23 protein-coding genes and 1 pseudogene are annotated in these 24,641 nt (G+C 67.6%); 4 read left to right on the forward strand and 20 right to left on the reverse strand.

Translation table 11 applies throughout. The annotated features are described in order from the left end of the window. Positions 1 to 221: pseudogene (locus tag A3AG_RS34325) on the forward strand (IS481 family transposase); the annotation flags it as partial. 231 nt (positions 222 to 452) lie between these two features. Here the strand turns inward: A3AG_RS34325 and cheZ are convergent. From cheZ to A3AG_RS0106970, 18 genes are all read right to left on the reverse strand, one after another. After that, positions 453 to 1,088 carry a protein phosphatase CheZ gene (gene cheZ, locus A3AG_RS0106885; protein WP_010812703.1) on the reverse strand — a complete coding sequence of 212 codons (636 nt, stop codon included), beginning with the start codon at positions 1,086 to 1,088 and terminating at the stop codon, positions 453 to 455. A gap of 18 nt (positions 1,089 to 1,106) precedes the next feature. Continuing rightward, positions 1,107 to 1,493, reverse strand: coding sequence for a chemotaxis response regulator CheY (gene cheY, locus A3AG_RS0106890; RefSeq protein ID WP_018004712.1), 387 nt, complete (start codon positions 1,491 to 1,493; stop codon positions 1,107 to 1,109). 69 nt (positions 1,494 to 1,562) lie between these two features. After that, entirely contained in the window at positions 1,563 to 2,645 is a 1,083-nt protein-coding gene (locus A3AG_RS0106895; RefSeq protein WP_018004713.1) for a protein-glutamate methylesterase/protein-glutamine glutaminase, read from the reverse strand. Between the two features lie 22 nt (positions 2,646 to 2,667). Continuing rightward, positions 2,668 to 3,318, reverse strand: a complete 651-nt coding sequence (gene cheD / locus A3AG_RS0106900; protein WP_018004714.1) for a chemoreceptor glutamine deamidase CheD — start codon at positions 3,316 to 3,318, stop codon at positions 2,668 to 2,670. Next, positions 3,318 to 4,232 carry a CheR family methyltransferase gene (locus A3AG_RS0106905; protein WP_018004715.1) on the reverse strand — a complete coding sequence of 305 codons (915 nt, stop codon included), beginning with the start codon at positions 4,230 to 4,232 and terminating at the stop codon, positions 3,318 to 3,320. The genes cheD and A3AG_RS0106905 overlap by 1 nt, the downstream gene beginning before the upstream one ends. Positions 4,233 to 4,257: 25 nt before the next feature. After that, on the reverse strand, positions 4,258 to 4,752 hold the full coding sequence (locus tag A3AG_RS0106910) for a chemotaxis protein CheW (protein ID WP_018004716.1): 495 nt from the start codon (positions 4,750 to 4,752) through the stop codon (positions 4,258 to 4,260). Between the two features lie 28 nt (positions 4,753 to 4,780). Next, positions 4,781 to 6,787: a chemotaxis protein CheA gene (gene cheA / locus A3AG_RS0106915; protein ID WP_018004717.1), complete on the reverse strand. Its 2,007-nt coding sequence runs from the start codon at positions 6,785 to 6,787 to the stop codon at positions 4,781 to 4,783. Positions 6,788 to 6,842: 55 nt separating this feature from the next. Then, positions 6,843 to 7,835 (reverse strand): flagellar motor protein MotB, encoded by a 993-nt coding sequence (motB, locus tag A3AG_RS31475; protein ID WP_018004718.1) that lies wholly within the window; start codon positions 7,833 to 7,835, stop codon positions 6,843 to 6,845. A 34-nt stretch (positions 7,836 to 7,869) separates the two neighbouring features. After that, a complete protein-coding gene (gene motA / locus A3AG_RS0106925; RefSeq protein WP_012355101.1) occupies positions 7,870 to 8,733 on the reverse strand; it encodes a flagellar motor stator protein MotA in 864 nt (287 codons plus the stop codon). A gap of 119 nt (positions 8,734 to 8,852) precedes the next feature. Continuing rightward, positions 8,853 to 9,458: a flagellar transcriptional regulator FlhC gene (flhC, locus tag A3AG_RS0106930; RefSeq protein WP_018004719.1), complete on the reverse strand. Its 606-nt coding sequence runs from the start codon at positions 9,456 to 9,458 to the stop codon at positions 8,853 to 8,855. Further along, positions 9,455 to 9,772: a flagellar transcriptional regulator FlhD gene (gene flhD, locus A3AG_RS0106935; protein WP_010812713.1), complete on the reverse strand. Its 318-nt coding sequence runs from the start codon at positions 9,770 to 9,772 to the stop codon at positions 9,455 to 9,457. The genes flhC and flhD overlap by 4 nt, the downstream gene beginning before the upstream one ends. 480 nt (positions 9,773 to 10,252) lie before the next feature. After that, positions 10,253 to 10,987, reverse strand: coding sequence for a DUF4088 family protein (locus tag A3AG_RS0106940; RefSeq protein WP_018004720.1), 735 nt, complete (start codon positions 10,985 to 10,987; stop codon positions 10,253 to 10,255). Positions 10,988 to 10,995: 8 nt separating this feature from the next. After that, positions 10,996 to 12,825, reverse strand: coding sequence for a methyl-accepting chemotaxis protein (locus tag A3AG_RS0106945; protein WP_018004721.1), 1,830 nt, complete (start codon positions 12,823 to 12,825; stop codon positions 10,996 to 10,998). Between the two features lie 118 nt (positions 12,826 to 12,943). Beyond that, positions 12,944 to 14,587, reverse strand: a complete 1,644-nt coding sequence (locus A3AG_RS0106950; RefSeq protein WP_018004722.1) for a methyl-accepting chemotaxis protein — start codon at positions 14,585 to 14,587, stop codon at positions 12,944 to 12,946. 118 nt (positions 14,588 to 14,705) lie between these two features. Next, positions 14,706 to 15,182: a chemotaxis protein CheW gene (locus A3AG_RS0106955; RefSeq protein ID WP_012355096.1), complete on the reverse strand. Its 477-nt coding sequence runs from the start codon at positions 15,180 to 15,182 to the stop codon at positions 14,706 to 14,708. Positions 15,183 to 15,324: 142 nt separating this feature from the next. Continuing rightward, on the reverse strand, positions 15,325 to 15,717 hold the full coding sequence (locus A3AG_RS0106960; RefSeq protein ID WP_018004723.1) for a response regulator: 393 nt from the start codon (positions 15,715 to 15,717) through the stop codon (positions 15,325 to 15,327). Positions 15,718 to 15,871: 154 nt separating this feature from the next. Then, on the reverse strand, positions 15,872 to 17,845 hold the full coding sequence (locus A3AG_RS0106965; protein ID WP_018004724.1) for a putative bifunctional diguanylate cyclase/phosphodiesterase: 1,974 nt from the start codon (positions 17,843 to 17,845) through the stop codon (positions 15,872 to 15,874). Positions 17,846 to 17,959: 114 nt separating this feature from the next. Beyond that, positions 17,960 to 19,771: a methyl-accepting chemotaxis protein gene (locus A3AG_RS0106970; protein ID WP_026164009.1), complete on the reverse strand. Its 1,812-nt coding sequence runs from the start codon at positions 19,769 to 19,771 to the stop codon at positions 17,960 to 17,962. Between the two features lie 544 nt (positions 19,772 to 20,315). Here A3AG_RS0106970 and A3AG_RS0106975 point away from each other — a divergent pair. Then, complete coding sequence (locus tag A3AG_RS0106975) at positions 20,316 to 20,624, forward strand: H-NS histone family protein (protein ID WP_018004726.1); 309 nt, start codon at positions 20,316 to 20,318, stop codon at positions 20,622 to 20,624. An 81-nt stretch (positions 20,625 to 20,705) separates the two neighbouring features. Here the strand turns inward: A3AG_RS0106975 and galE are convergent, their stop codons facing one another. Together galE and A3AG_RS0106985 are read right to left on the reverse strand one after the other, a co-directional pair. Then, the gene (gene galE / locus A3AG_RS0106980; RefSeq protein ID WP_018004727.1) at positions 20,706 to 21,725 is read right to left on the reverse strand and encodes a UDP-glucose 4-epimerase GalE; all 1,020 of its coding nucleotides are present in this window, start codon (positions 21,723 to 21,725) and stop codon (positions 20,706 to 20,708) included. A 155-nt stretch (positions 21,726 to 21,880) separates the two neighbouring features. Next, entirely contained in the window at positions 21,881 to 22,912 is a 1,032-nt protein-coding gene (locus tag A3AG_RS0106985) for a tyrosine-type recombinase/integrase (protein WP_018004728.1), read from the reverse strand. A 209-nt stretch (positions 22,913 to 23,121) separates the two neighbouring features. Between A3AG_RS0106985 and A3AG_RS0106990 the strand changes: the two genes are divergently transcribed. Together A3AG_RS0106990 and A3AG_RS0106995 are read left to right on the forward strand one after the other, a co-directional pair. Next, the gene (locus tag A3AG_RS0106990) at positions 23,122 to 23,553 is read left to right on the forward strand and encodes a nuclear transport factor 2 family protein (protein ID WP_018004729.1); all 432 of its coding nucleotides are present in this window, start codon (positions 23,122 to 23,124) and stop codon (positions 23,551 to 23,553) included. A 69-nt stretch (positions 23,554 to 23,622) separates the two neighbouring features. Next, a complete protein-coding gene (locus tag A3AG_RS0106995) occupies positions 23,623 to 24,618 on the forward strand; it encodes an NAD(P)H-dependent flavin oxidoreductase (protein ID WP_018004730.1) in 996 nt (331 codons plus the stop codon). Positions 24,619 to 24,641: the final 23 nt, after the last annotated feature.

Consider the following 24,641-nt stretch of genomic DNA (forward strand, 5'->3'; position numbering starts at 1 on the left):
TGCCGCGCGAACTCCCGCCTATCGAGTACGGCAGCGATGACATCGTGCGGAAGGTGGGCGACGGTGGGCGCATCTGCTTCCGGGGAAAGACGTTCCGGGTCGGAAGAGCCCTGATCGGAACGCCCGTAGCGCTGCGCCCTCGCGTGGATCTGGACGGCACCTTTGACGTCTACTTCTGCCATCAAAAGGTGGCCACGATAGACCTACAGCAAGCCTATTAAACTGGAGACTGGACTGTTACCCATGTCCTGGCACATGTGTTACCCATGTCCCCGGTCCATACAGCAGGCGGGAGAGGGGAGAAAACATGCGGGAGGGGACAAGCAGGTGGGCTCGCATGCAACAACGCTGTGCGAGAGTAGCGATGCACTCCGTGCCCGAGCCCAAGACCTGGAGATAGGGCTTGCGCGCAGCGCAGCCGAAGGGTTGCCACCACCTACCTAACCAACCTCTCAAAACCCCAAACTAGCCAACAAATCATCCACCTGCGCCTGGTCCGACACCACATCCGGCTTCCCTTCCGGATTCACCTGCGGCCCATTCATCAGCGTCGACGGCGCCTGCACTTCCACGCGCCTTTCTGACGGTACGTTGTCGATCAGCACCTGCAGCAGTTCCTGCTCCAGTGTGCGGATCATGTCCATCATCTTCTTGATGACCTGGCCGGTCAGGTCCTGGAAGTCCTGCGCCATCATGATGTCGAGCAGGTGGCTGTTGGTGGCGCGGGCCTGGCCGGGCACCTCGGACAGGAAGGCGCGGGTGTCCAGTACCAGCGAGCGGGCGTCGGCCAGTTCCACCGGCTTTTCAAACCAGGCGGCCCAGCGCTTATCCAGCGTTTCGGCCTGCTGTTCGATGTCGGACTGGATCGGCTGCGCCAGTTCGACCGCGTTGAGCGTGCGTTCGGCGGCCTGCTCGGTCATCGCGGCGATGTAGTTCAGGCGGTCGCGCGCGTCGGGGATGGCTTGCGCGGCGCGCTCGATTTCCTTGTCCAGGCCGAGCTCGCGCATGTTGTCGCGCAGCATGCGCGTCAGGTTGCCGATGCGCAGGATCAGTTGTTCGGCGGAATCGTTGCTCAGGGTCGGGGTCATGACAAACGCGCCTCCGCCTCAGCCGCCGAGCTTTTCGAAGATCTTGGTGATCTTCTCGTCGAGCGTGGCGGCCGTGAACGGCTTGACCACGTAGCCGTTGGCGCCGGCCTGCGCCGCGGCGATGATGTTTTCCTTCTTCGCCTCGGCGGTGACCATCAGCACCGGGATCTTGCCGATGTTGGCGTCGGCGCGGATGGCCTGCAGCATTGACAGGCCGTCCATGTTGGGCATGTTCCAGTCCGAGATCACGAACTGGAAGCTGCCGTCCTTGGCCTTTTCCAGGCCGGCGGCGCCGTCTTCGGCTTCCTCGACGTTGACGAAACCCAGCTCCTTGAGCAGGTTGCGGATGATCCGGCGCATGGTCGGGAAATCGTCCACGACCAGGATCTTGATGTTCTTGTCCACTTTAAAGACTCCAGTAAATGCAGTGATGGCTGGTGGGTCCGGCTTTGTTGTTTCGGCTTGCCGGCTCGCTTAGACCCGTTGCGCGCGCGTGCCGTAGGTGGCCAGGCGCGCCATGACGCGCTGGGTCATCGCCGGCAAGGGCACGACTTCATGCACGCCGCCGGCGGCAATCGCCTCCTTCGGCATGCCAAACACGATGCAGCTTTGTTCGTCCTGCGCCAGGTTGTAGGCGCCGGCGTCGCGCATGCGCAGCATGCCGCGCGCGCCGTCCTTGCCCATGCCGGTCAGGATCACGCCGATCACGTTCTTGCCGCCGTGCTGCGCGGCCGAATCGAACAGCACATCCACCGACGGACGATGGCGGTTGACCGGCGCTTCCTGTGAAAGGTGCGCGACGTAGTTGGCGCCGCTGCGCGCCAGCAGCAGGTGCGAGTCGCCGGGCGCGATATACGCATGGCCCGGCAGCACGCGCTCGCCGTGCTCGGCTTCCTTCACGGTGATGCGGCACAAGCCGTCCAGCCGCTGCGCGAACGAGCGCGTGAAGCCGGCCGGCATATGCTGGACGATCATCACCGCGGGGCTGTCGGGCGGCAGCGGCATCAGGAATTCCTTGATGGCCTCGGTGCCGCCGGTGGAGGCGCCCAGGATGATCAGCTTCTCGGTCGACAGCAGCGGGCTGCGCAGCATCGGCACCGGTGCGGGTCCGCTGGCGGAGGGCGTGGCCGGTTGCGCGGCTGCACGTACCCGGGCGCGCGATGCGGCGCGCAGCTTGTCGGCAATGGTGTCGGTGTATTCGAGCAATACGTCGCGGATGCCCAGCTTGGGCTTGGTGACGAAGTCCACCGCGCCCAGCTCCAGCGCGCGCATGGTGATTTCGGAGCCGCGCTCGGTCAGCGACGACACCATCAGCACCGGCATCGGCCGCAGCCGCATCAGCCGCTCCAGAAAGTCCAGGCCGTCCATGCGCGGCATTTCGACGTCGAGCGTCAGTACGTCGGGGTTCAGGCGCTTGATCAGGTCGCGCGCGACCAGCGGGTCGGGCGCGGTGCCGACCACTTCCATGTCGGGCTGGCTGTTGATGATCTCCGTCATCAGGCTGCGGATCAGCGCGGAGTCATCCACGCACAGCACCTTGATCTTGGCGGCAGTCATGATTGGTCTTGCTTGTAGGGGTTCAGGGAAGCTGGCGCGATGGCACCTGCCGCGCAAACAGTTCCGGCGAGCGCGACGGTTCGCGCGCCGAAGTGGCAATGGCCCGCGCCAGCGCGCGTTCGTCGCGCGCCACCGAAACCTGGTCGTCCTGCCGCGTCAGCCGGCGCACCAGCGCCAGCCCGCCGATCGGGAAATAGCTGACGCGGCGCGCATGCGGGCCGCGCAGGTCCTGCGCCGCCACGCGCACCTCTTCGGCTTTCAGGTAGCGCAGCACGAAGTCGGCGTTGCGGTCGCCGATGTTCAGCGTGGTCATGTTGGCCAGCACCGCGCCGCCGCCGAAGACCTTGGCCTCCAGCCGCTCGCGGCGCGCGCCCATCTTGAGCAGTTCGTTGATCAGTACTTCCAGCGCATAGCTGCCATAGCGCATCGATGCCGACAGCATGCGGTCGGCGCTGCCGTCGTCGTCCGGCAGCATAAAGTGGTTCATGCCGCCGACGCCTGCCACCTCGTCGCGGATGCAGGCGGCCACGCAAGAGCCCAGCACGGTGGTCAGCACCACGTCTTCGCGCGTCACGTAGTACTCGTTGGGCAGCAGCTTGATGGCCTGCTTGCCGAACTCGCGGTCGAAGTAGGTGCGCGTGGCCAGCGCTTCGGGCAGGTGGGGCGTGCGCATTACGGCCTGCCCCGGCCGGCCGCGGACAGCGCGCCCGGTGCCAGTTCATAGACGGTCTGCCCGCGCAGCTGGAACGCGCGCGTGACGTAGGAGAAGTTCTCCGAATGGCCGGCGAACAGCAGCCCGTGCGGCTTGAGCAGCGGCACGAAGCGCTCCAGGATGCGGCCCTGGGTCGGCTTGTCGAAGTAGATCATCACGTTGCGGCAGAAGATGGCGTCGAACTGCTCGCGGATGCCCCAGTCGGGCGCGAGCAGGTTCAGCGGCTCGAACGCGATGGTGGCGGCCAGTTCCGGCTTGACCTTGACCGAGCCGGTGCGCGGACCGGTGCCCTTCAGGAAGAAGCGCTTGAGCCGTTCCGGCGACAGCCGCGCCACCTGCTCGGCCGAATAGACGCCGCTGCGGGCCTTGGCCAGTACCTGGGTGTCGATGTCGGTCGCCAGCACGGTGCCGGCGCGGTCGCCCAGCGCCTCGGCCAGGGTGATGGCGATCGAGTACGGCTCTTCGCCGGTGGACGCGGCCGAGCACCAGACGCTGTAGGGCCGGCCAACCTGCTTGGCGTGTTCGGCCAGCAGCGGGAAGTGGTGCGCCTCGCGGAAGAACGAGGTCAGGTTGGTGGTCAGCGCGTTGGTGAAGAACTCCCACTCCGGCGAGCGGTCGTCCGCTTCCAGCAGCGCCAGGTATGAGGCAAAGTCGGTCAGCTGCAGCGTGCGCAGCCGGCGCGCGAGCCGGCTGTAGACCATCTCGCGCTTGTGGCTGCCCAGCGAGATGCCGGCGCGCCGGTGGATCAGCGTGCGGATCTGCTCGAAATCCCGCTCGGTCAGCAGGAAGTCGCGCGCGTCGTCGCGCCGCAGCAGGGCGGCCGGCGCGGCGAGCGGGCCGGTGTGCGCGGGGGCGGCGTTGCGGAACGGCGTCATGGGCTGTTGCTTCGGTAATGCGGGATCAGGCGTACTCGGCTTCGACCAGTGCCATCTCGGGGCTGGTCATCAGCTTCTCGATGTCGATCAGCACCAGCATGCGGCCGTCGATGGTGCCCAGGCCGGTCAGGTGCTCGGTCGAGATCGACACGCCGAATTCCGGCGCGGGCTTGATCGCATCGCCGGTCAGCGTCAGCACGTCCGACACGCCATCGACCACGATGCCGACCACGCGGCCGGCCACGTTCAGGATGATGACCACGGTCTGGTTGTCGTAGCGCACGTTGCCGAGGCGGAACTTCAGGCGCAGGTCGACGATGGGCACGATCACGCCGCGCAGGTTGGTCACGCCCTTGATGAAGTCGGGCGCGCTGGAGATGCGCGTAACGGTCTCGTAGCTGCGGATCTCCTGCACCTTGAGGATGTCGATGCCGTATTCCTCCGACCCCAGCGTGAAGACCAGGAACTCCTGGCCCGAAGCGTCGCTTCCGGGGGTATCGATGTGTCCGATGCCGGCCATGATCTCTTGTTCTCCTGTGATGGGTCGATTACTGCTGCAGCGCCGGTTCCTGCCGGCGCACGCCGGTGCGCTGCAGCGCGCCGACATCGACGATCAGCGCCACGCTGCCGTCGCCAAGAATGGTTGCCGCGGAGATGCACGGCACCTTGCGGTAGTTGGTTTCCAGGTTCTTCAGCACCACCTGGTGCTGGCCGATCAGCTGGTCCACCAGCAGCGCGAAGCGCTTGCCTTCGGCCTGCAGGATCACGGCGATGCCTTGCGTCGGTTCCTGCAGCGCGTCGGCGACGTTGAACACGCGGTGCATTTCCAGCAGCGGCAGGTATTCGCCGCGCACGTGCATGACGCGGTCCGAGTTGGCTGCGGTATGCACGTCCTCGGCCTTGGGCTGCAGCGACTCCATCACGCAGTTCAGCGGCAGGATGAATGTCTCTTCGCCCACCTTGACCGACATGCCGTCCAGGATCGCCAGCGTCAGCGGCAGCACGATGCGGATGGTGGTGCCCAGGCCCGGGCGCGAGCTGATCTGCACATGCCCGCCCATCTCCTGGATGTTGCGCTTGACCACGTCCATGCCGACGCCGCGGCCGGAGACGTCGGTGACGACCTCGGCAGTGGAGAAGCCCGGTGCGAAGATCAGCTGCCAGACTTCCTCGTCGGTGATGGTGTCGGACACCGGCAGGCCGTTCTGGATGGCCTTGGCCAGGATGCGCTCGCGGTTCAGGCCGCCGCCGTCGTCGCTGACTTCGATGACGATATTGCCGCCATGGTGCTGCGCGGACAGGACCAGCTGGCCGGTCGGGTCTTTGCCGGCGGCGACGCGCTTGTCAGGGGTTTCGATGCCGTGGTCCAGGCTGTTGCGCACCAGGTGCGTCAGCGGATCGATGATGCGTTCGATCAGGCTCTTGTCCAGCTCGGTGGCCTTGCCGAACGTGACCAGGTCAATCTGCTTGCCGAGCTTGCTGGCCAGGTCGCGCACCAGCCGCGGGAAGCGCGAGAACACATAGTCCATCGGCATCATGCGGATCGACATCACCGCTTCCTGCAGGTCGCGCGCATTGCGCTCGAGCTGGCCCATGCCGGAGAACAGGCGGTCGAACAGCACCGGGTCCAGCGACGAGGCGGTCTGTGCCAGCATCGACTGCGTGATCACCAGTTCGCCCACCAGGTTGATGATCTGGTCGACCTTCTCGGTGGGCACGCGGATCGAGCCTTCGCCGTGCGCGGGCGCGGGGGCCGGGGCGGCCTTGGCCTTCTCGCGCGCGGCGGGGGCCGGCGCGGGCGCAGCAGCCACCGGCGCTGGCGCGGGAACGGCAACTTCTGCCGGGGCCGGCGCCGCCTGCGGCGCATCGGCCGCGGCTTCGATCACGATCTGGTCGATGTCGATCACGAAGCAGCACACCGCGATGATGTCGTCGGCGCTGCATTGGGTGTTGAGCCACACCACCAGTTCGCCATTGGTTTCCTGCTGGCCGGTGATCTCGCCCAGGTTGGCCAGTTCTTCGCGCAGCAGCGCCTGGTCGGACGCCGAGACCTTGATCAGGCGGATCTTCAGGCCACCGCCGGCGGCTGCGGGGGCGGCGGCCGCGACAGGCGCGGGCGCGGGCGCTGGCGCCAGCGCAGGTGCCGCGTCATGGCCGGCGGCTTCCTGCGCCAGCTGCTGCAGCACGGCGCAGATGCGCGCCAGCGTTTCCGGATCGGGTTCGGTGCCGTTGCGGTAGGCGTTGAGCTGGTCTTGCAACACGTCCTTGGTTTCCAGAAAGGTGTCGATGATGGTCCTGGTCAACGCCAGTTCCTGCCGGCGCGTGCGGTCCAGCAGGTTCTCGAAGATATGGGTGGTCTCGGTCAGCGCGGCGAAGCCGAAGGTGGCGGCACCGCCCTTGATCGAATGCGCGGCGCGGAAGATCGCGTTCAGGTGCTCGGCATCGGGCGCCTCGATGTCCAGGCCGAGCAGCAGCTGCTCCATTTCAACGAGCAGCTCTTCCGCTTCCTCGAAGAAGGTCTGGTAAAACTGAGTGATATCGATATCGACAGACATGGCGTCCTGAGTCACTTGGTTACGGCGCGGGGCACGCTGCGGCAGCGGTCCTGCGTCATGGTTTGCTGCCCGATGCCGGCGCTGGTGCTGGTGCTGGTGCCGATGCCGCGGCCGGTGCCGACGCTGCCGCCAGCCCTGCCTGCATCTCCTGCGCGGCCTTGCCGGCCTGCGCCGCCACCGTGACCTCGGCGGCGCTGGCGTTTTCGGCCTCGAAGCGGGCCTGCGCCTTCTGGTTCAGCACCACGATGCTGATGCGGCGGTTGATCGGCGCGAGCAGGTCGCTCTTGTCCAGCGGCATGGTCGCGGCCAGGCCCAGCACGCGCAGCACCTTGCCTTCCTGCATGCCGCCCGCGATCAGCTCGCGGCGCGAGGCGTTGGCGCGGTCGCCGGACAGCTCCCAGTTGCTGTAGGTGCGCTCGCCGTTGGAATAGTTGGCCGCGTCGGTATGGCCGGACAGGCTGACCTTGTTGGGCAGCTCGTTCAGCACCGGGCCGATCTCGCGCAGGATGGTGCGCATATAGGTTTCGACGGTGGCGCTGCCGGTGCGGAACATGGGCCGGTTCTGCGTATCCAGGATCTGGATGCGCAGGCCTTCGCTGGTGATGTCCAGCAGCAACTGCGGGCGGAACTGGCGCAGCACCGGGTTGTTCTCGATGATCTGTTCCAGGCGCTGCTTGAGCGCGCGCAGGCGCTGCGCTTCCTGCTGTTCGTTGCGGCGCTGTTCGTCGCTGGGGTCGTTGTCGTGCGCGCGCATGATCTCGCCGTCCTTGCGCATCACGTCCATGCCGCCGCCGGGAATCACGCTGGGCGACTGGCTGCTCTTCTCGCCGCCGACGATGGCGACCTTGAGCGGCATGCGGAAGTATTCGGCAATGCCTTCCAGCGTCTTCTTGTTGGCGCTGGACAGCAGCCACAGCACCAGGAACAGCGCCATCATCGCCGTCATGAAGTCGGCGTAGGCAATCTTCCAGCTGTGGTTGCCGTGCGGCCTGGCGTGCGACTTCGCCCGGCGGACGATGATCGGACGCATATCGTGTGCGCTGCTCATGTGGTGCCCCTTGCTGCGTGCGTTGCCGGCTGCCTTAGTTCAGGCTCTTGACTTCACGCACGTGGTCGTCGAGCTCGAGGAACGACGGACGCACCGTGGAGTACAGCACCTTGCGGCCGAACTCCACCGCCACCAGCGGCGCGTAGCCGTTCAGGGAAGCCAGCAGCACCACCTTGATGCACTCGTAGACCTTGACGTTCTCGGACACCTGCAGCTCGATGCGCGCGGCCAGCGGCGAGATAAAGCCGTAGGCCAGCAGGATGCCGAGGAAGGTGCCGACCATGGCGTGCGCGATCAGCGCGCCCAGCTCCGCCGGCGGCAGGTCGGCCGAACCCAGCGCATGCACCACGCCCATCACCGCGGCGACGATGCCGAACGCGGGCAGGCCATCGCCGACGCGCGACAGCGCATGGGCGGGAATCTCGGCTTCATGGCGGAAGGTCTCGATCTCGTGGTCCATCAGGGCCTCGATCTCGAACGCATTCATGTTGCCGTTGACCATCATGCGCAGGTAGTCGGTGAGGAATTCCATCACCACCGGATCCGACAGGATGCGCGGGTACTGGCTGAACACGCTGCTGGCGGCGGGATCGGCGATTTCCTTTTCCAGGAACAGGATACCCTCGCGCCGTGCCTTGGACAGCAGCACGTACAGCAGCGACATGACGTCCAGGTACAGCTCTTTCTTGTACTTGGAACTCTTGAACAGGCCCGGCAGCGCGCGCGCGGTGGCCTTGATGGCCTTGCCGGTATTGGTGGCGATGAAGGCGCCGATGGCGGCGCCCGCGATGATCACCACTTCGGCAGGTTGATACAGCGCGCCCATATGGCCGCCGGTCATGGCGTAACCGCCAAGCACCGCCGCTACCACGACGACATAGCCAAGAACTACTAGCACGATCGGATCCCCGTCTAAAAACGCGCGTCAGCCACGCTCATTGGCCCGCGGCACGGGCGCACGGAGAGAATCCGTCCGCCAGCGCAGCAAGCTTGCCAGCCGGCGGACCTTGACCAGGATCAGGCGTTGGTCTGCACGGCGGCGGCGTCTTTCGAGAGCTTCTTCACTTTCCCTGCGCGCGACGGCGGACGGCACAGGCTGCACACGAAGTTCGCGTGCGGCTCATACGCGTGCGTGACAAACTGCCCGCCGCAACACGTGCACCGGGACAGTTGCAGCATGTTGCTCTCGAAGAACCGTACTAACGTCCAGGCCCGCGTGAAACTTAAGACAATTTCACCGCCGAGCAGCGAAACATGCTCGAGGTACAGGCGGTAGGCGGCCACCACCGCGCGGATGCCCACGGTCTCGCCTTCCTGCACCATAAACTGGTAGGCAGAGAAGAACAAAGACGAGTGGATATTCGGCAGCCAGGTGGTGAACCAGTCGGTCGAGAACGGCAACATGCCCTTGGGGGGCGAGACGCCGCGCAGCTCCTTGTACAGGCGTATCAGCCGGTCACGCGACAGCGTGGTCTCGGCTTCAAGCACCTGCAGGCGCGCGCCCAGGCCGATCAGCTCGATCGCGAGCTGGGTCTGGTTGGCGTCCTGGAGCACGCTCTTGCGGCTGGGAACGGAGGTGGCCGTGTAGCTCCGGTTTGGCTCGGCCTGCAGGAGCGCGGTCAATTGAGCGACTCCACAGGCTGACGTGCGAGCAGGATCGCGGCGTGGATCTGCTGCATGTCATGGCTCTTGGCCGTATGGGTGAGAGTGGACAGAAGCGCGTGGTCGTCGAAGCGGAACCTGCACAGCACCATGTTGGATGCCGCCAGCTTGACGAGTTGCGCCGAGGTCAGCTTGGCAAGGATATCCGCGATTTCCTTGCTGACCCCAAGCCTGAACATGGCTTCGACCTGGTTTTCGCGCACAAGGCGTTGCGCGAGCAGCAGATAGGCGAGGTTAACCTCCCTGATCTCCTGGAGAACTTCACTGCTTTCCAATTTATCCCCGCTACCAAAAACCCACCGTGGCCGCTTGTCCGGCGCTTACCGTTGCCCTTCGGGGCCCGGCGACCAGATCGTTTGTATGCGGCTGGGCGGGTACAACGTACGACTAAGGAACTACGCCCAAGTCCAACTGTAATCAACTCCGTTACAAGTGTTACAGAGTGTAAGCAAGACCGTTACGTTTATATCGGCATTCGCCCCGCAATGCCAATCCCTACTTACGCGGGGGGGAAACCAATGTCGCATGAAAGATACATTGGCCCTGCGCATTTTGTAACAAGTCACACGTATGACTTTTGATTTCGCTCAAGACAGCACGAGCAAAAGCCCTCTGCCTCAAACGCGCCGGCACGCTATCGGTAGCCTGCTGGATTCCTCTATTGACGACGGCCGCGCGGAGTGTATCGCCGCGCACGGTGTTCGTAATACTGTCCAAAATCCGGCTTGCACGGGCGCCATGCGGCGGTGCCGACTTCAATGTCCGAACAATCGGCGCAGCCAGTTCGCGAGCCGCGTGAACACGTCGTCGGGCGCTTCGCGGAACAAGGCCGGGCGCACGCGTTGCACCTGTTCCAGCACGCGCGCGGCCTCGTCGGGCTGGATTGAGCCATACTCCAGCGCCAGCCCCAGCATGCCGCGCAACTCGCCCACGCGCGCGCGGCCGGCGGCTTCATTGTCTTCGGTCTGCAGCGCGTACATCAGGTCATAGGCGCGCTGGCGCAGGCTTTCGGCCAGGCGCCAGGCGGGTGTGCGCATGCGTTCTTCCAGCGCGCGCAGGTCTTCGGCCGACGCCGCCACCTGGGTCGCCATCGCTTCGGTATAGGCGCTGTCGGCACCGCACTCGGCCAGTACCTGCGCCGCCCATTCGCGCGCATGCGCCAGGCGCTGCTCGCCGCTCCAGCCCGGCTGCACCGCCAGGCCGAAGCCGAAGCGCTGGGCATCGCGCATCAGCGCCGCGAGCGCGTTGGGCAGCTGCTTGTCGAACACGCGGCGCGCCCAGCCGTATTCACCCCCGGACAGCAGCCGCGAGACCGCGCGCTCGGTCAGCGGGCCATCATGCTGCAGCAGCCGCGCGCGCAGGAAATCATGGAACTCGGGCGGCAGGAACTCGCGGTCGAGCCCGGTCGAGACCCCGATGAACTGGTCGAATTCCTTGCGCAGCCTGGCCGCATCCTCTTGCGGCAAGGCCAGGGTGATCTCGGTCGTCATGGCAACACTCAGAACGCGCTCCAGTCGCCGTTATCGGCCGCGGCGAGCGCGGGCCGCGGCGTCATCGCCGTTGCGCGCGGCGCCGGCCTGGCTGCGGGGTCGGCCGCGTCGCGCGGGGCTTCATCGGCGCCCGCGGCTTCCGCCTTGGCCATGGGCAGCTTGGCCACGCGCTTGCTTGCGGCGATGGCACGCGCCGCGCCCGCGGTGCGCTGGGCCTTGACGGGCACGGCCGGCATGACCTCGAAACGCTCCGCGCGCTCGTCCTCCGCGGCCAGGCGGAAGGTCGCCACCGCGGACTGCAGGCGGCTGGCCTGCTCTTCGAGCGCGCCAGCTGCGGCGGCGGCCTCCTCGACCAGTGCCGCGTTCTGCTGCGTGACCTCGTCCATCTGCGCCACCGCCTGGTTCACCTGCTCGATGCCCGAGCTCTGCTCGGCCGATGCCGCGCTGATCTCGCCCATGATGTCGGTCACGCGCTTGACCGCCTGCACGATCTCGTCCATGGTCTTGCCGGCCTGGCCCACCAGCGCCGAGCCGTTGTCGACGCGCGCCACCGTATCGCCGATCAGGCCCTTGATCTCCTTGGCCGCGTTGGCGCTGCGCTGCGCCAGGCTGCGCACCTCGCCCGCCACCACCGCGAAGCCGCGGCCCTGCTCGCCGGCGCGCGCGGCTTCCACCGCTGCGTTCAGCGCCAGGATGTTGGTCTGGAACGCAATGCCTTCGATCACGCCGATGATGTCGACGATCTTCTTCGAGGCATCGTTGATCTCATCCATGGTCTGCACCACCCGGCCCACTACTTCGCCGCCGCGCACTGCCGTGTCGGATGCATTGGCCGCCAGCCCGCTGGCCTGGCGCGCGTTGTCGGCGTTCTGGCGCACCGTGCTGGTCAGCTCTTCCATGCTCGACGCGGTCTGCTCCAGCGATGCCGCCTGCTGCTCGGTGCGCTGCGACAGGTCGTTGTTACCCGCTGCGATTTCGCGCGAGGCGCTGCCGATCGACTCGGCCGAGGCCTTGAAATCGCGCACCATGCGCGACAGCTGCGCCTGCATCTGCTGCATCGCGAACACCAGGCTGCTCTTGTCGCCGGCACGCGTGGCCACCGGCTGCGAGAAATCGCCCTCGGCAATGCGCGCGGCGATGGCCGCGGCATACGCCGGCTCGCCGCCCAGCTGGCGCGACAGCGCGCGTGCCAGCAGCACGCCCAGCAGCACCGACAGCGCCAGGCCGCCCAGCACCAGCCCCAGCATCCACAGGCGGGTGCTGTCGTAGACGCTGCGCGCTTCTTCCATGTTGCTGCGGGCGCGGTTGTCGCGGCGCTTGACCATCTCGAACATCACCGCTTCCAGCGCGTGGCTGTCCTTGAGCAGGTCGGCGCTTTCGGAGAACACCTGGCTCTCGAACTGCGAGGTATCGAGCGGCTGCTTGCTGACCAGCTCGACATACTTTTCCATGCGCGCGCGGAACGCCGGCGACAGGTCCTGGTACTGCTTGAGCAGCGCCTTGCCCTCGGGCCTCTCGAAGGCGCCGGCCACCTGGCGGATGCGTTCGTCCATCGCGGCCAGCGACTTGGCGATCTGCTCCTTCTCGAGCGAGCGCTCGCCCATGGTCGATGCCGAAAGCAGCGCGATCTGCGAGCGGCTGGCGTAGACCAGGTTGATGTTGGCGTCCTGCACCGCCTTGAGTGCGCGCAGGTCGTCGTTGTAGATCTTGCCGGTCCAGTCGGCCATGCGGCCCATGTTGACGACACCCAGCAGCCCCATCACGGCGCCGATCACGGCAACCACCAGGAATCCGGCAACCAGCCTGGTCGTGACGCGCAATTGATTGAACCAATGCATAGCAACTCCCCCTTGTAACTGAAGCCTCGGGCACGGCCTGCCGCACCCTCTGTACGCTGGCGGCGCGGCATGCCGCGCCCGCCTTTACTTCGATCCCGACCGTGCGGGTGCCGGGGCCTCAGGCCCGTGCCGGCATCGCATCGCCACGCGCAGAGGCGGGCTGGCGCTGCGGCCGCACCTCCGCCTGCATGCTGACGCGGAACGTCGCCACGGCATCGCGCAGCCGCAGCGCCTGCTCTTCGAGCGCGCCGGCCGCGGCGGCGGCTTCCTCGACCAGCGCCGCGTTCTGCTGCGTGCCCTCGTCCATCTGCGCCACCGCCTGGTTCACCTGCTCGATGCCCGAGCTCTGCTCGGCCGACGCCGCGCTGATCTCGCCCATGATGTCGGTGACGGACTTGACGGCCTGCACGATCTCTTCCATGGTCTGGCCGGCCTGGCCCACCAGCGCCGAGCCGTTGTCGACGCGCGCCACCGTATCGCCGATCAGCCCCTTGATCTCCTTGGCGGCGTTGGCGCTGCGCTGCGCCAGGCTGCGTACCTCGCCCGCCACCACCGCGAAGCCGCGGCCCTGTTCGCCGGCGCGCGCGGCTTCCACCGCGGCGTTCAGCGCCAGGATGTTGGTCTGGAAGGCGATGCCCTCGATCACGCCGATGATGTCGACGATCTTCTTCGACGCATCGTTGATCTCGTCCATGGTCTGCACCACCCGGCCCACTACTTCGCCGCCGCGCAGCGCCGTGTCCGATGCATTGGCCGCCAGCCCGCTGGCCTGGCGCGCGTTGTCGGCGTTCTGCCGCACGGTGCTGGTCAGTTCTTCCATGCTCGATGCGGTCTGCTCCAGCGATGCCGCCTGCTGCTCGGTGCGCTGCGACAGGTCGTTGTTGCCGGCGGCCACCTGGCGCGTCGCGGTCGAGATGCTGGCCATGCCTTCCTGGATCTCATGCACCACCGACAGCAGGCTGCGCTGCATGGTCTGCATCGCCTGCGCCAGCGCGCCGATCTCGTCGGCGCTGCGGTGCTCGAAGCGCGTGGTCAGGTCGCCCGCGCCCATGCGCAGCGCGAAGTCCAGCATGTCGCGCACCGGCCGGTTCACGCGCGCCAGCAGCATGGTGCCGGCGGCGAAGGACGACGCCAGCGCCAGCGCAAAGCCGCCCCACAGCCACGGGCGCAAGCTGGCCGCGGCGGCGCCGCCCAGCATTTCCACCGCGACCAGCGCGGCCAGGAACCACACCAGGCCGCCGGCCTGCGCCCACAGGATGCGGCGCTTCAGGTTCAGCCGCAGCAGTCCCTGCACCAGGCCGCGCAGGCCCGTGCGCACCACCGCGCCGTGGCGGATCGCCAGCCCGTCGGCACTTCCCGCGCGAAAGCGCGCATAGGCGGCGCCGGCGGCCTGCACCTGCTCGCGCGTCGCCATCGAGCGCACCGAGGTATAGCCGACCACGCGGCCGTCGACGCGCGTCGGCGTCACGGTCGCGCTGACCCAGTAGAAGTCGCCGTTCTTGCGGCGGTTCTTGACCACGCCCATCCACGTGCGCCCGGCCTGCAGGTCCTGCCACAGGTCGGCGAACGCCTCGGGCGGCATGTCGGGGTGGCGGACCAGGTTATGCGGCGCGCCCAGCAATTCTTCCGCCGTAAAGCCGCTGGCCTCGATAAAGGTGCGGTTGGCAAAGGTGATTCGGCCCTTGAGGTCGGTGCGCGAGATCAGGTAGTCGGACGGAGACAGCGGGTACTCGCGCTGCGTAACGGGTTGGTTGTTTCGCATCTAAGTCTGTACTGCGTGCCCGTGGCGCGGCGCATGGATCCATGCGGCCGCACCGCGGGTGGGTTCGGGCCGGCGCGCGGATGGCGCGTGCCGGACGGCGGAGGACGCTGCGGCAGGATCAGGACACCGCTTCCAGCGCGGCCAGTTCTTCGGTATTGAGCAGCTTCTCGATGTCGACCAGGATCAGCATGCGCTGCTCGACCGAGCCCAGGCCGCGGATGTAGTCGGTCGCCAGTTCCCCGGAGAAGTGCGGCGTGGGCTTGATCTGCGCGGCGCTCAGCGTCAGCACGTCGGAAACGCCGTCCACCACGATGCCGGTGGTGCGGTCGTTGAGGTCGACGATGATCACGACCGTGTACTGGTCGTAGCTGACATTGGGCTGGCGGAACTTGATGCGCAGGTCGATGATCGGCACGATGATGCCGCGCAGGTTGATCACGCCCTTGATGTAGTCGGGCGCATTCGCGATCTGGGTGACCGACTCGTAGCCGCGGATCTCCTGCACCTTCAGGATATCGACGCCGTATTCCTCGCGGCCCAGGGTAAAGGCCAGGAACTCCTCGCCCGCGCCGTCCGCCTTGTCGATGTGCTGCATCGTCTAGCCCCCCAAGATTGGCTCATGCTGGTGTCTGGCGCAGCAGTGGCCAGGGGCCGCTGGCTGCGCCGGGGCGTGACTTCGCCCACCAGTGTTTACGGCAGCATCGGGGGGTGACTGAAGGGCGACGCCGGGTCTTTCCTTACCCTTCCGACGTAGGGGATGCCGCGTCCAGCAGCGCGCCCACCGCCTGCATCAGCCCGTCCGGGTCGAACGGCTTGGGCAGGAAGCCCGATGCGCCGGCGGCGCGGGCCTGTTCGCGGATGCTGCCGTCCTGCTCGGTGGTCAGCATCAGGATCGGCATGCGCGCGTAGCGCGGCGTGGCGCGCAGGCTGCGGATCAGCGTCAGGCCGTCCATGCCCGGCATGACCTGGTCGGTGACCAGCATGCCGAAGCTGCCGGCGACGGCCAGCGCGTGCGCCTGGTCGCCGTCCGCGGCCTCGGTCACGTCGAACCCTCCGGCCCGCAGGCAGGCGCCGATCATGCGGCGTAGCGAGGGCGAATCGTCGACGACGAGGATGCTGGGCAATGACATGGGCGCCTCCGGAGGTGCAGGAACGGGGTGGGTCCGCCAGGAAGATCGATGGCATGGGCCGCGCGCCGGCGACGGACGGGCCGGCGCAGGGCTGGCCAATGCGGGCCAGCCTGCCAGACCGGTTATCGGCGGCGCGGCGGCCGGGCTTTAGGCGTCAGGCCGCCGACTGCGCGCGCAAGGCCTCGCCGAAGCCTGCGGCGTCCAGCGGCAGCGACAGCAGGTAGCCCTGCACTTCGTCGCAACCCATGTCGTTGAGGATGTCCAGCTGCGAGGCCGATTCCACCCCTTCGGCCACCACCTTCATGCGCAGCTCGTGCGCCAGTGCCACCATCGAGCCGACGATGGCGCGGCCCTGCGCATCGGTATCGAGCCCGCCGATCAGCGTGCGGTCGATCTTGAGCGTGCCCACGCGCAGCCGTTTGAGGTAGCCCAGGCTGGAATAGCCGCTGCCGAAGTCGTCCAGCGCCACCTGGATGCCAAGCGACTGCAGTTCGGCCAGCGTTTCCAGCGACTTGCCGATGTCCTTCATCGCCGCGGTCTCGGTAATCTCCAGCGTGATCGCCGACGGCGGGATGTCGTGCTGGTGGATCTGCTCGAGCAGGTATTGCGGGAAGTTGCGGCTGGCAAAGCGCAGCCCCGAGACATTGATCGCCACCGGCACGGTCGGCACGCCGGCGTCGCGCCACTGGCGCACCTGGCGGCACACGCTGGTCAGGACCCAGTCGTCGAGCTTGTCGATCTGGCCCGACTGCTCGGCCACGGCGATGAACTCGGCCGGGCTGACCTGGCCCAGCGCGGGATGGCGCCAGCGGCAGAGGGCCTCGGCGCCGACCACGGTGCGGCGGCGCGCGTCGTACTTGGGCTGGAACTGCAGCGACAGGGTATCGTCCTGGATCGCCACCCACAGGTCGCGCCGGATCACGCGGGTGCGGCGCGCGCGTTCGCCGGCGGCGCTGTTGAACAGGCGCACCTGGTTCGAGCCGCTCTGGCGGGCTTCGGCCAGGCTGACGCGGGCCGCCTGCATCAGCGTTTCGGAAGTCTGCGCGTCGCGCGGATAGATGGCGATGCCGATGTTCACGCCGATCTGCATCTGCAGCCCGCGCGCGGCGATGAACTCCGCCAGCGAGCCCAGCATGCGCGAGCCCAGTTCCTGCGCGCGGCCATGGTGGACCAGTTCCGGCACGCCCACGGCAAATTCGTCGCGCGCCAGCCGCGCCAGGAAGTCGTGCGGCTCCAGCACGGCCTGCGCCAGCGCGCCGGCGTCCTGGGCCAGGATATCGTCGGCGCGCACTTCGAAGACTTCGTCGACTTCGCGGTAATCGGCGATATGGATCAGCAGCACGGCGCAGCCGGTCTCGGCCAGCCGGGCCTGGCCGATGGCCTGGTCCAGCCAGCGGCCAAAGGCCACGCGGTCCGGCATCACCGTCGCCACGCTGTATTCGCCCACCGTGTCCTGGCCACGCGCGGCGGCACGTACGGTCAGCCGGCCCGGTCGCCCGGGGATGCGCGCGCCGCGCCGCGCCAGCCGCGGCTCGGCGCCGCGATGCAGCACCGGCAGGTCATCGGCAAGTTCGTCGGCCAGCATGGCTTCGGCGCGCGCCGGCGCCGGCAGCCAGCCGCGCGACTGCGCCCGGTGCACGGCGAACAGCAGCGCGCACAGCGCGGTCAGCCCGCCCGCCAGCCAGGCCGGATGCGGCAGGCCGGCGGCATCGATGCAGTCGCGCGCGGTCACGGTGCCGGCGCCGCACGAGCGGCCCAGGTGCGTGCCGGCGGCCGCCACCAGCCCGGCCCCGGCCAGCACCGCCATCAGCGCCGCGCCGCGCCACAGGCGCGCGCCCTGGCGCAGCCACTGCACCAGCAGCTTGACCGCCGTGGTGGCCGCCGCCGCGGCGGCAAAGCTGGCTGCCAGCTGCGCCGTGTCCTGCACGGCCGGCACGCTGCCCGACAGGCCCACCACCAGCACCGGCATGCCGATGCTCAATTGCGACAGCAGCGCCGCCGACCACGTCAGTACGCGCAGCGACCGGCTGCCGGCCGGCTGGTCCGCGCGCCCGGCGCGAATGCCGAGGGCGGCGGCGACGCCCAGCAGGGCAGCCAGCAGCAACAGGACGGAACTCAGGGCAATCATTGGGCTGCGCGATGATGATGAAGATGCGCGAAGACGGTCAGGACGCGGGGCAAACCCCGCATCATGTCATCTTGCAGTCGCCGTGTGAACAAGGCAATGACTCGAACGCAGGGATCAGAACGCGCTCCAGTCATCATCGCCGCCGGCCGCGGCCACTGCCGGACGCGCCGCGGGGCGCGCTGCAGGGAGGGCCGCCGCACTGCTGGCCGGCCTGGCCGCGGGCCGCGCGGTCGGGGCAAGCGCCACCTTACGCACCGTCGTGGTGCGCGGGGCCGGGCTGGCACTGGCGACGGCGGGCGTGACCGGCGCCGGGGATGCCGCCGTCCTTGCCGCGGCGTTTGCGCCGCCATTGGCCGCGATGGCCGGGGCCGCCGCGGGGTTGACCGTGAACACCGACACCACGTTCTTCAGCTTCTGCGCCTGCTCTTCCAGCGCGCCCGCCGCCGCCGCGGCCTCTTCGACCAGCGCGGCGTTCTGCTGCGTCACCTGGTCCATCTGGGTCACGGCCTGGCTGACCTGCTCGATACCGCTGGTCTGCTCCTGCGACGCCGCGCCGATCTCGTTCATGATGTCCGTCACGCGGCGCACCGCCTGCACGATCTCGCCCATGGTCTGGCCGGCTTCGGCCACCAGCCGGGTACCGCTCTCCACGCGCTGGCCCGACTCGCTGATCAGCGCCTCGATCTCCTTGGCGGCCGACGCCGAGCGCTGCGCCAGGTTGCGCACCTCGCCCGCCACCACGGCAAAGCCGCGGCCCTGCTCGCCGGCGCGGGCGGCTTCCACCGCGGCATTGAGCGCCAGGATATTGGTCTGGAAGGCGATGCCCTCGATCACGCTGATGATTTCCACCACCTTGCGCGAGGCGCCGTTGATCTCGTTCATGGTGTCGACCACGCGGCCCACCACTTCGCCGCCCTTGAGCGCGATCTGCGAGGCCTCGCCCGCCAGCACGCCGGCCTGGCGCGCATTGTCGGCGTTCTGGCGCACCACCGTGGTCAGCTCTTCCATGCTCGCGGCGGTCTCTTCCAGCGACGAGGCCTGCTCCTCGGTGCGCTGGGACAGGTCCAGGTTGCCGGTGGAGATCTGCTGCGTGGCCGACGCCATCGAATCGGCGCCACTGCGCACTTCGGCGACGATGCCCGACAGGCTCGACTGCATCGCGGCCAGCGCTTGCATCATGCGGCCGATCTCGTTCTTCGAGATGCTGGTGATGCGCGCGGTCAGGTCGCCGCGCGCGATGCGCTCGAACACCGCCAGCGCCTCCTGCACCGGCGCGACGATGGCGCGGTTGAGCGTGACCGTGCACAGCGCGGCCACGGCCAGGCCCAGCACGATCATCACGATCGACAGCATGCGGATGCGCGCAAAGCCGGCCTGCGCCGCGCCGAAATTGGCCTCGCCCGCCGCCATCTGGAACTTCTGCAGTTTTTCATGGGCGCTCGACATGCTGCGCTGCAGGTCGGGCAGTACCTTCTTTGCCAGCCGCACCGCCTCTTCCTGGTTGCCCCCGAGCGACGCCGCCTGCAGCGGCAGCACGCCCTGCTCCATGAAGGCCTGGCGCTGCTTGCCCAGCTCCTCGGCCAGGGCCTTTTCCTCGGCGTTCTGCGGCAGGCTCATATAGCGTTTCCAGGCCGCGTCCGACGCCTCCACGAATACGCGGGAACGATCCACGTTAACCTTGGGGTCGTCCTGCTCGCCCTGCATCACGTTGCGGTCCAGCGCCAGGCGCATGCGCGTGGTGGCCAGCATCGCATCGCTGAGCGCGATGGTGGAGCCAAGCTGGTTGGCATAGGTTTCCTTGAGCGCGTCGTTGCTCTGCGAGATGCCGTACAGGCCGGCCGCGCCGACCAGCAACAGCAGCAGCGACAGGATACCCATGGCGCCCCGTAGCAGGGTCTTGATCTGAATATTGTTGTGGAAGGACATGATGAAATAAGACACTGGCAATCCGCGGGACACACCCCTTGCCCCGGTCCGGCAGGATCGTTGCCGCTTTGATCCGCCCTGCCCGGATAACGGCGCGCCCCCCTCATCCTTGAGTCGCGGTCCGGCGCGCACGGTTATGGTGAAGCGGCGATAAACGCCATGTCGGATATCAGCCACGCCGGGAGCCTGGCTGGCGGGTATGGCCTGAAACCGCGTGGCGGGCTGTCCGTAAATGCCGGCGCGATTAATGTCATGGCCGGTATCCGCACACCACGACGACCGACCCGTGCGGTGGCGAAAACCGTCGGGATTTCGGCACGGCGCCCCACCGTCGCAGTACCGCCGGGCGCGGCAAAATCCGCGGCGACTCGCCCTGGCACTGAAAGTTCACACAATTATCAGCAGCAAGAATTTTCGCAAAAACCGTCCGGGATTACGCCACCAGGATTTGCAGCGGGCAGCCGGCCCGTTATAATTGATTTCAGCATTTTCCCCGCCCACCAGCGCACCCAGCGCAATTCAATCACCGGAAACCGAGGACGCAATGGCGACGTATCAGGAAATCGTTCAGAAAATCAGCGAACTGCAGAAGCAAGCCGAGGAAATCAAGGCGCGCGAACAATCCGCGGTGATCGCGGATATTCGCGAGAAAATCGAGCAATATGGCCTGACCGCGGAAGACCTGGGTTTTGGCGCGAAGGTCCCGGCCGGCAAGAAGGCGGCCAACCGCAAGGTGCCGGTGCGTTATCGCGACAACGCCGGCAATACCTGGACCGGCCGCGGCAAGCGCCCGGGCTGGCTGACCCAGGCCCTGGCCCAGGGCAAATCGGTCGAGGACTTCCTGATCCGCTGATACGCGCGATCCTGCAGACGGCAAAACGCCACGGAGACTTCCGTGGCGTTTTTGTTCGGCCTGGCCGAAAACTGGCCCGGCTCAGGCGTCGAAGCCGTGCGGGTTCATCGACTGCCAGCGCCACGAGTCCTGGCACATGCGGTCCAGGTCATGCTGGGCGCGCCAGCCCAGCAGTTCATGGGCCAGCGCCGGGTCGGCGTAGCAGGCGGCAATATCGCCGGGGCGCCGGTCCACGATCTGGTACGGCACCGGCTTGCCGCTGGCGCGCTGGTAGGCCTGCACCACCTCCAGCACGCTGTAGCCGCGCCCGGTGCCCAGGTTCACGGTCATGCCACGGCCCTGCCGGCCCAGATAATTGAGCGCCGCCAGGTGGCCGTCGGCGAGATCGCAGACATGGATATAGTCGCGCACCCCGGTGCCGTCCACGGTCGGGTAATCGCCGCCGAATACCATCAGCTGCTCGCGGCGCCCGGCCGCCACCTGCGCCACATAAGGCATCAGGTTGTTGGGAATGCCGCGCGGATCTTCGCCGATCAGCCCGCTTTCATGCGCGCCGACCGGATTGAAATAGCGCAGGTAGGCAATGCGCCAGGCCGGATCGGATTTTTCCAGGTCGCGCAGGATTTGCTCGCCCATCAGCTTGGTCTGGCCATAGGGGTTGGTCGCCGACAGCGGGAAATCCTCCAGGATCGGCACGGTGTGCGGATTGCCATAAACCGTGGCGGAGGAACTGAACACCAGTTGTTTTACCCCGGCCGCGCCCATGGCGGCACAGACCGTCAGCAGGCCATCGAGGTTGTTGCTGTAATAGGCCAGCGGCTGGCTGACCGATTCGCCCACCGCCTTGAGCGCGGCAAAATGAATCACGGCGCTGATGCGGTGCTCGGCAAAGAGCCGGTCCAGCAGCGCGCGGTCGCGCACGTCGCCCTGCACGAAATGCGGGGCCTGGCCGGTAATGGTGGCGAGCCGGTCGATCACGGCCGGGTTGCTGTTGCACAGATTATCCAGGCCGATCACGTGGTAGCCGGCATTGAGCAGGGCAACCCAGGTATGCGAGGCGATATAGCCGGTGGCACCGGTCAGCAGCAGGGTTTCAGGCATTGAGTATGGCGTCGATGGATACGGTTCAGCGTTGGCGGACGGCCGCCGGCACCCAATGTGCGCGATAAATAACCTGCACTACGGTGCCCGGCGCGGCAAAGTACGTATTATCCACGATGCGCCATGGCGCCCGGCAGGGACGTCGGGGCACGGCTTCATCCGGAAACCGCTGAAGCCGGCCGCACCAGCCCGGCCCGCGCCTGCCAGGCTTCGTAGGCCGCGCGCAGGCGCCAGCCCGATTCCAGGTCGCGCATGCCCAGGCACTGCGCCACCTCGGCGGGCGCCGTGCCGGCCTCGAAATGCATGGCCGCGCAGGTATTGCGCAAGGTCTGCGGCGACGCGCGCTCGCTGCGCCCGGCAAGAACGCCGGCTTCATCCAGCAGGATTTCCACGCGCCGGTAGATCGACGCCGCGTGCATCGGCCGCCCCGTCGGCATGGCCGGAAACACCAGGTTGCCGAGCGTGCCGGACGCCTCCCGCAGCGCGAGCCACGCGCGCAACGGCGCATGGGCCAGCGGGAACAGCGGCACGGTGTAGGCCCGGCCGTTGTCCGGGCGCACCATGCGCAGCGCCATGCGCCCGGGCCTGCTGTCGGCGAACACGTCGGCGATCACGTCGGTGCGCAGCGCGCGCGCCTCCGCCACCTTCAGGCCGCCGCCGAGCAGCACGGCCAGCAACGCCGCGTCGCGGGCGCGCTTCCATTGCGTCGGCGACGCCGCGCCGGCATCAGCGGCCGGCGCGCCGGCCGGGCCGAGGATGCGCGCCACCAGCAGATCGCGTTCTCCGGGCAGCAGGAAGGCCGTGGGGTCGTTCTCGCCCTCGGCCAGGTGGGCGCGCACCGCCTGGCTGCCGGGGTTGTGCATGCCCTCGCGCAAGCGCGACAGGTGGTGAAAGACCCGCTCGATCAGCCGCGCATAGCGGTAGCGGTGCGACTTGTGCAACTGCTGCGCGTCCAGGAACTCGCCGATCTGCTCGGCGGACCAGCTCAGCGGCGGCAGGCCGCGTTCGGCGGACCAGCGCAGCAGCTTGCCCCACATCGCGCGGTAGACCACGCTGGTGCCGGGGCGAAAACCGTGCTGCGCCAGCCAGCCGTCGAACGCGCGCTCGGGGTGGTCGCGCCAGGCGGCCAGGTCGGCATCGAACAAGGCCGCCTGCTCGAGTTGGGCGGCGCTGGGCTTGGTGGTCACGGACTCTCCTGCTCTGCCGCGCTGGCCGGCGGCCGGCGGACGATCCCGACTATTGTAGACAACCCGTCACTGCGCGCCGCCCGACGCGCGCCGAACTTGCAGCGGACCACGCGGCGTGCTACCTTTCGATCCACTATGCAACTGGTTGCATATGATACATAGAATCGGAACGCGTCCGCAGCAACTGCCGCGCCCCGCCAGGAGACCCCGTGACCACTGCCCTGCTCCCCGCCGCCCAGGCCTCGCTCGACGCCTGGCATCACATGATTGCCACCCATTCCATGGCCGGGCTCGATGCCATCGTCGCCGATGACGTGGTGTTCCGCTCGCCGGTGGCGCATACGCCGTATCCGGGCCGCGCTGCCATCGCGCTGGTACTGACCACGGTGAACCAGGTGTTCCAGGACTTCCGCTACCACCGCAGCTTTGTCAGCGACGACGGCCACAGCGTGGTGCTGGAATTCAGCGCCAGCGTGGACGGCAAGGCGCTCAAGGGCATCGACATGATCCGCTTCGACGACGCCGGCCGCATTGCCGAGTTCGAGGTCATGGTGCGCCCGCGCTCAGGCCTGGAGGCGCTGGCCGCCGCCATGGCCGCGCGCCTGGCGAGCCAGAAACACCTGCTGACCGGCGCCGCCTGACGCGCGCCAGCCGGCAGCGCCACCGCACCGCTTCACCGGACCCACCGGAATTACCCAGGAGACTTCCCCATGGCCCTTCCCGCCCAGCTGCAGAACCGGCTTTCGCTGCCGGTGGTCTGCTCGCCGCTGTTCATCATCTCCAACCCCGACCTGGTCATCGCCCAGTGCAAGGCCGGCGTGGTGGGATCGTTCCCCGCGCTGAACGCGCGCCCCGCGCCCAAGCTGGAGGAATGGCTGGACCGCATCACCACCGAACTGGCGGAACACGACGCGAAGCACCCCGAGCGCCCGTCGGCGCCGTTCGCGGTCAACCAGATCGTGCACAAGTCCAACGACCGGCTCGAGCATGACCTGGAACTGTGCGTGCGCTACAAGGTGCCGATCGTGATCACCTCGCTGGGCGCGCGCAAGGAAGTCAACGACGCGGTCCACTCGTACGGCGGCATCGTGCTGCACGACGTCATCAACAACGCCTTCGCTCGCAAGGCGATCGAAAAAGGCGCCGATGGCCTGGTGGCGGTGGCGGCCGGCGCCGGCGGCCATGCCGGCACGCTGTCGCCGTTCGCGCTGCTGCACGAGATCCGCGAATGGTTCGATGGCCCGCTGCTGCTGTCCGGCGCGATCTCCAGCGGCGACGCCATCCTGGCCGCGCAGGCCGCGGGCGCCGACCTGGCCTATATCGGTTCGGCCTTCATCGCCACGCATGAAGCCAACGCGCAGGACGGCTACAAGCAGATGATCGTCGACAGCACCGCCAACGACATCGTCTATTCCAACCTGTTCACCGGCGTGCACGGCAACTACCTGCGCGGCAGCATCGAGCGCGCCGGGCTGGACCCGAGCGCGCTGCCGGAATCGGACCCGTCGAAGATGAATTTCGGCTCGACCAGCGTGAAGGCGTGGAAGGACATCTGGGGCGCCGGCCAGGGCGTCGGCGCGATCAAGCGCGTGGTGCCGGCGGCCGAACTGGTGCGCCGCTTTGCCGAGGAGTACGCGCTGGCGCGCCGCCGCCTGGGACTGGGCGAAGCCAGCCCGGCCGGCGCGCGCGCGGTCGACCTGGCCTGAGCGCGCAGAGATCGGGTCCGCGC

This window comes from Cupriavidus neocaledonicus (assembly GCF_000372525.1).
Classification (GTDB): domain Bacteria; phylum Pseudomonadota; class Gammaproteobacteria; order Burkholderiales; family Burkholderiaceae; genus Cupriavidus; species Cupriavidus neocaledonicus.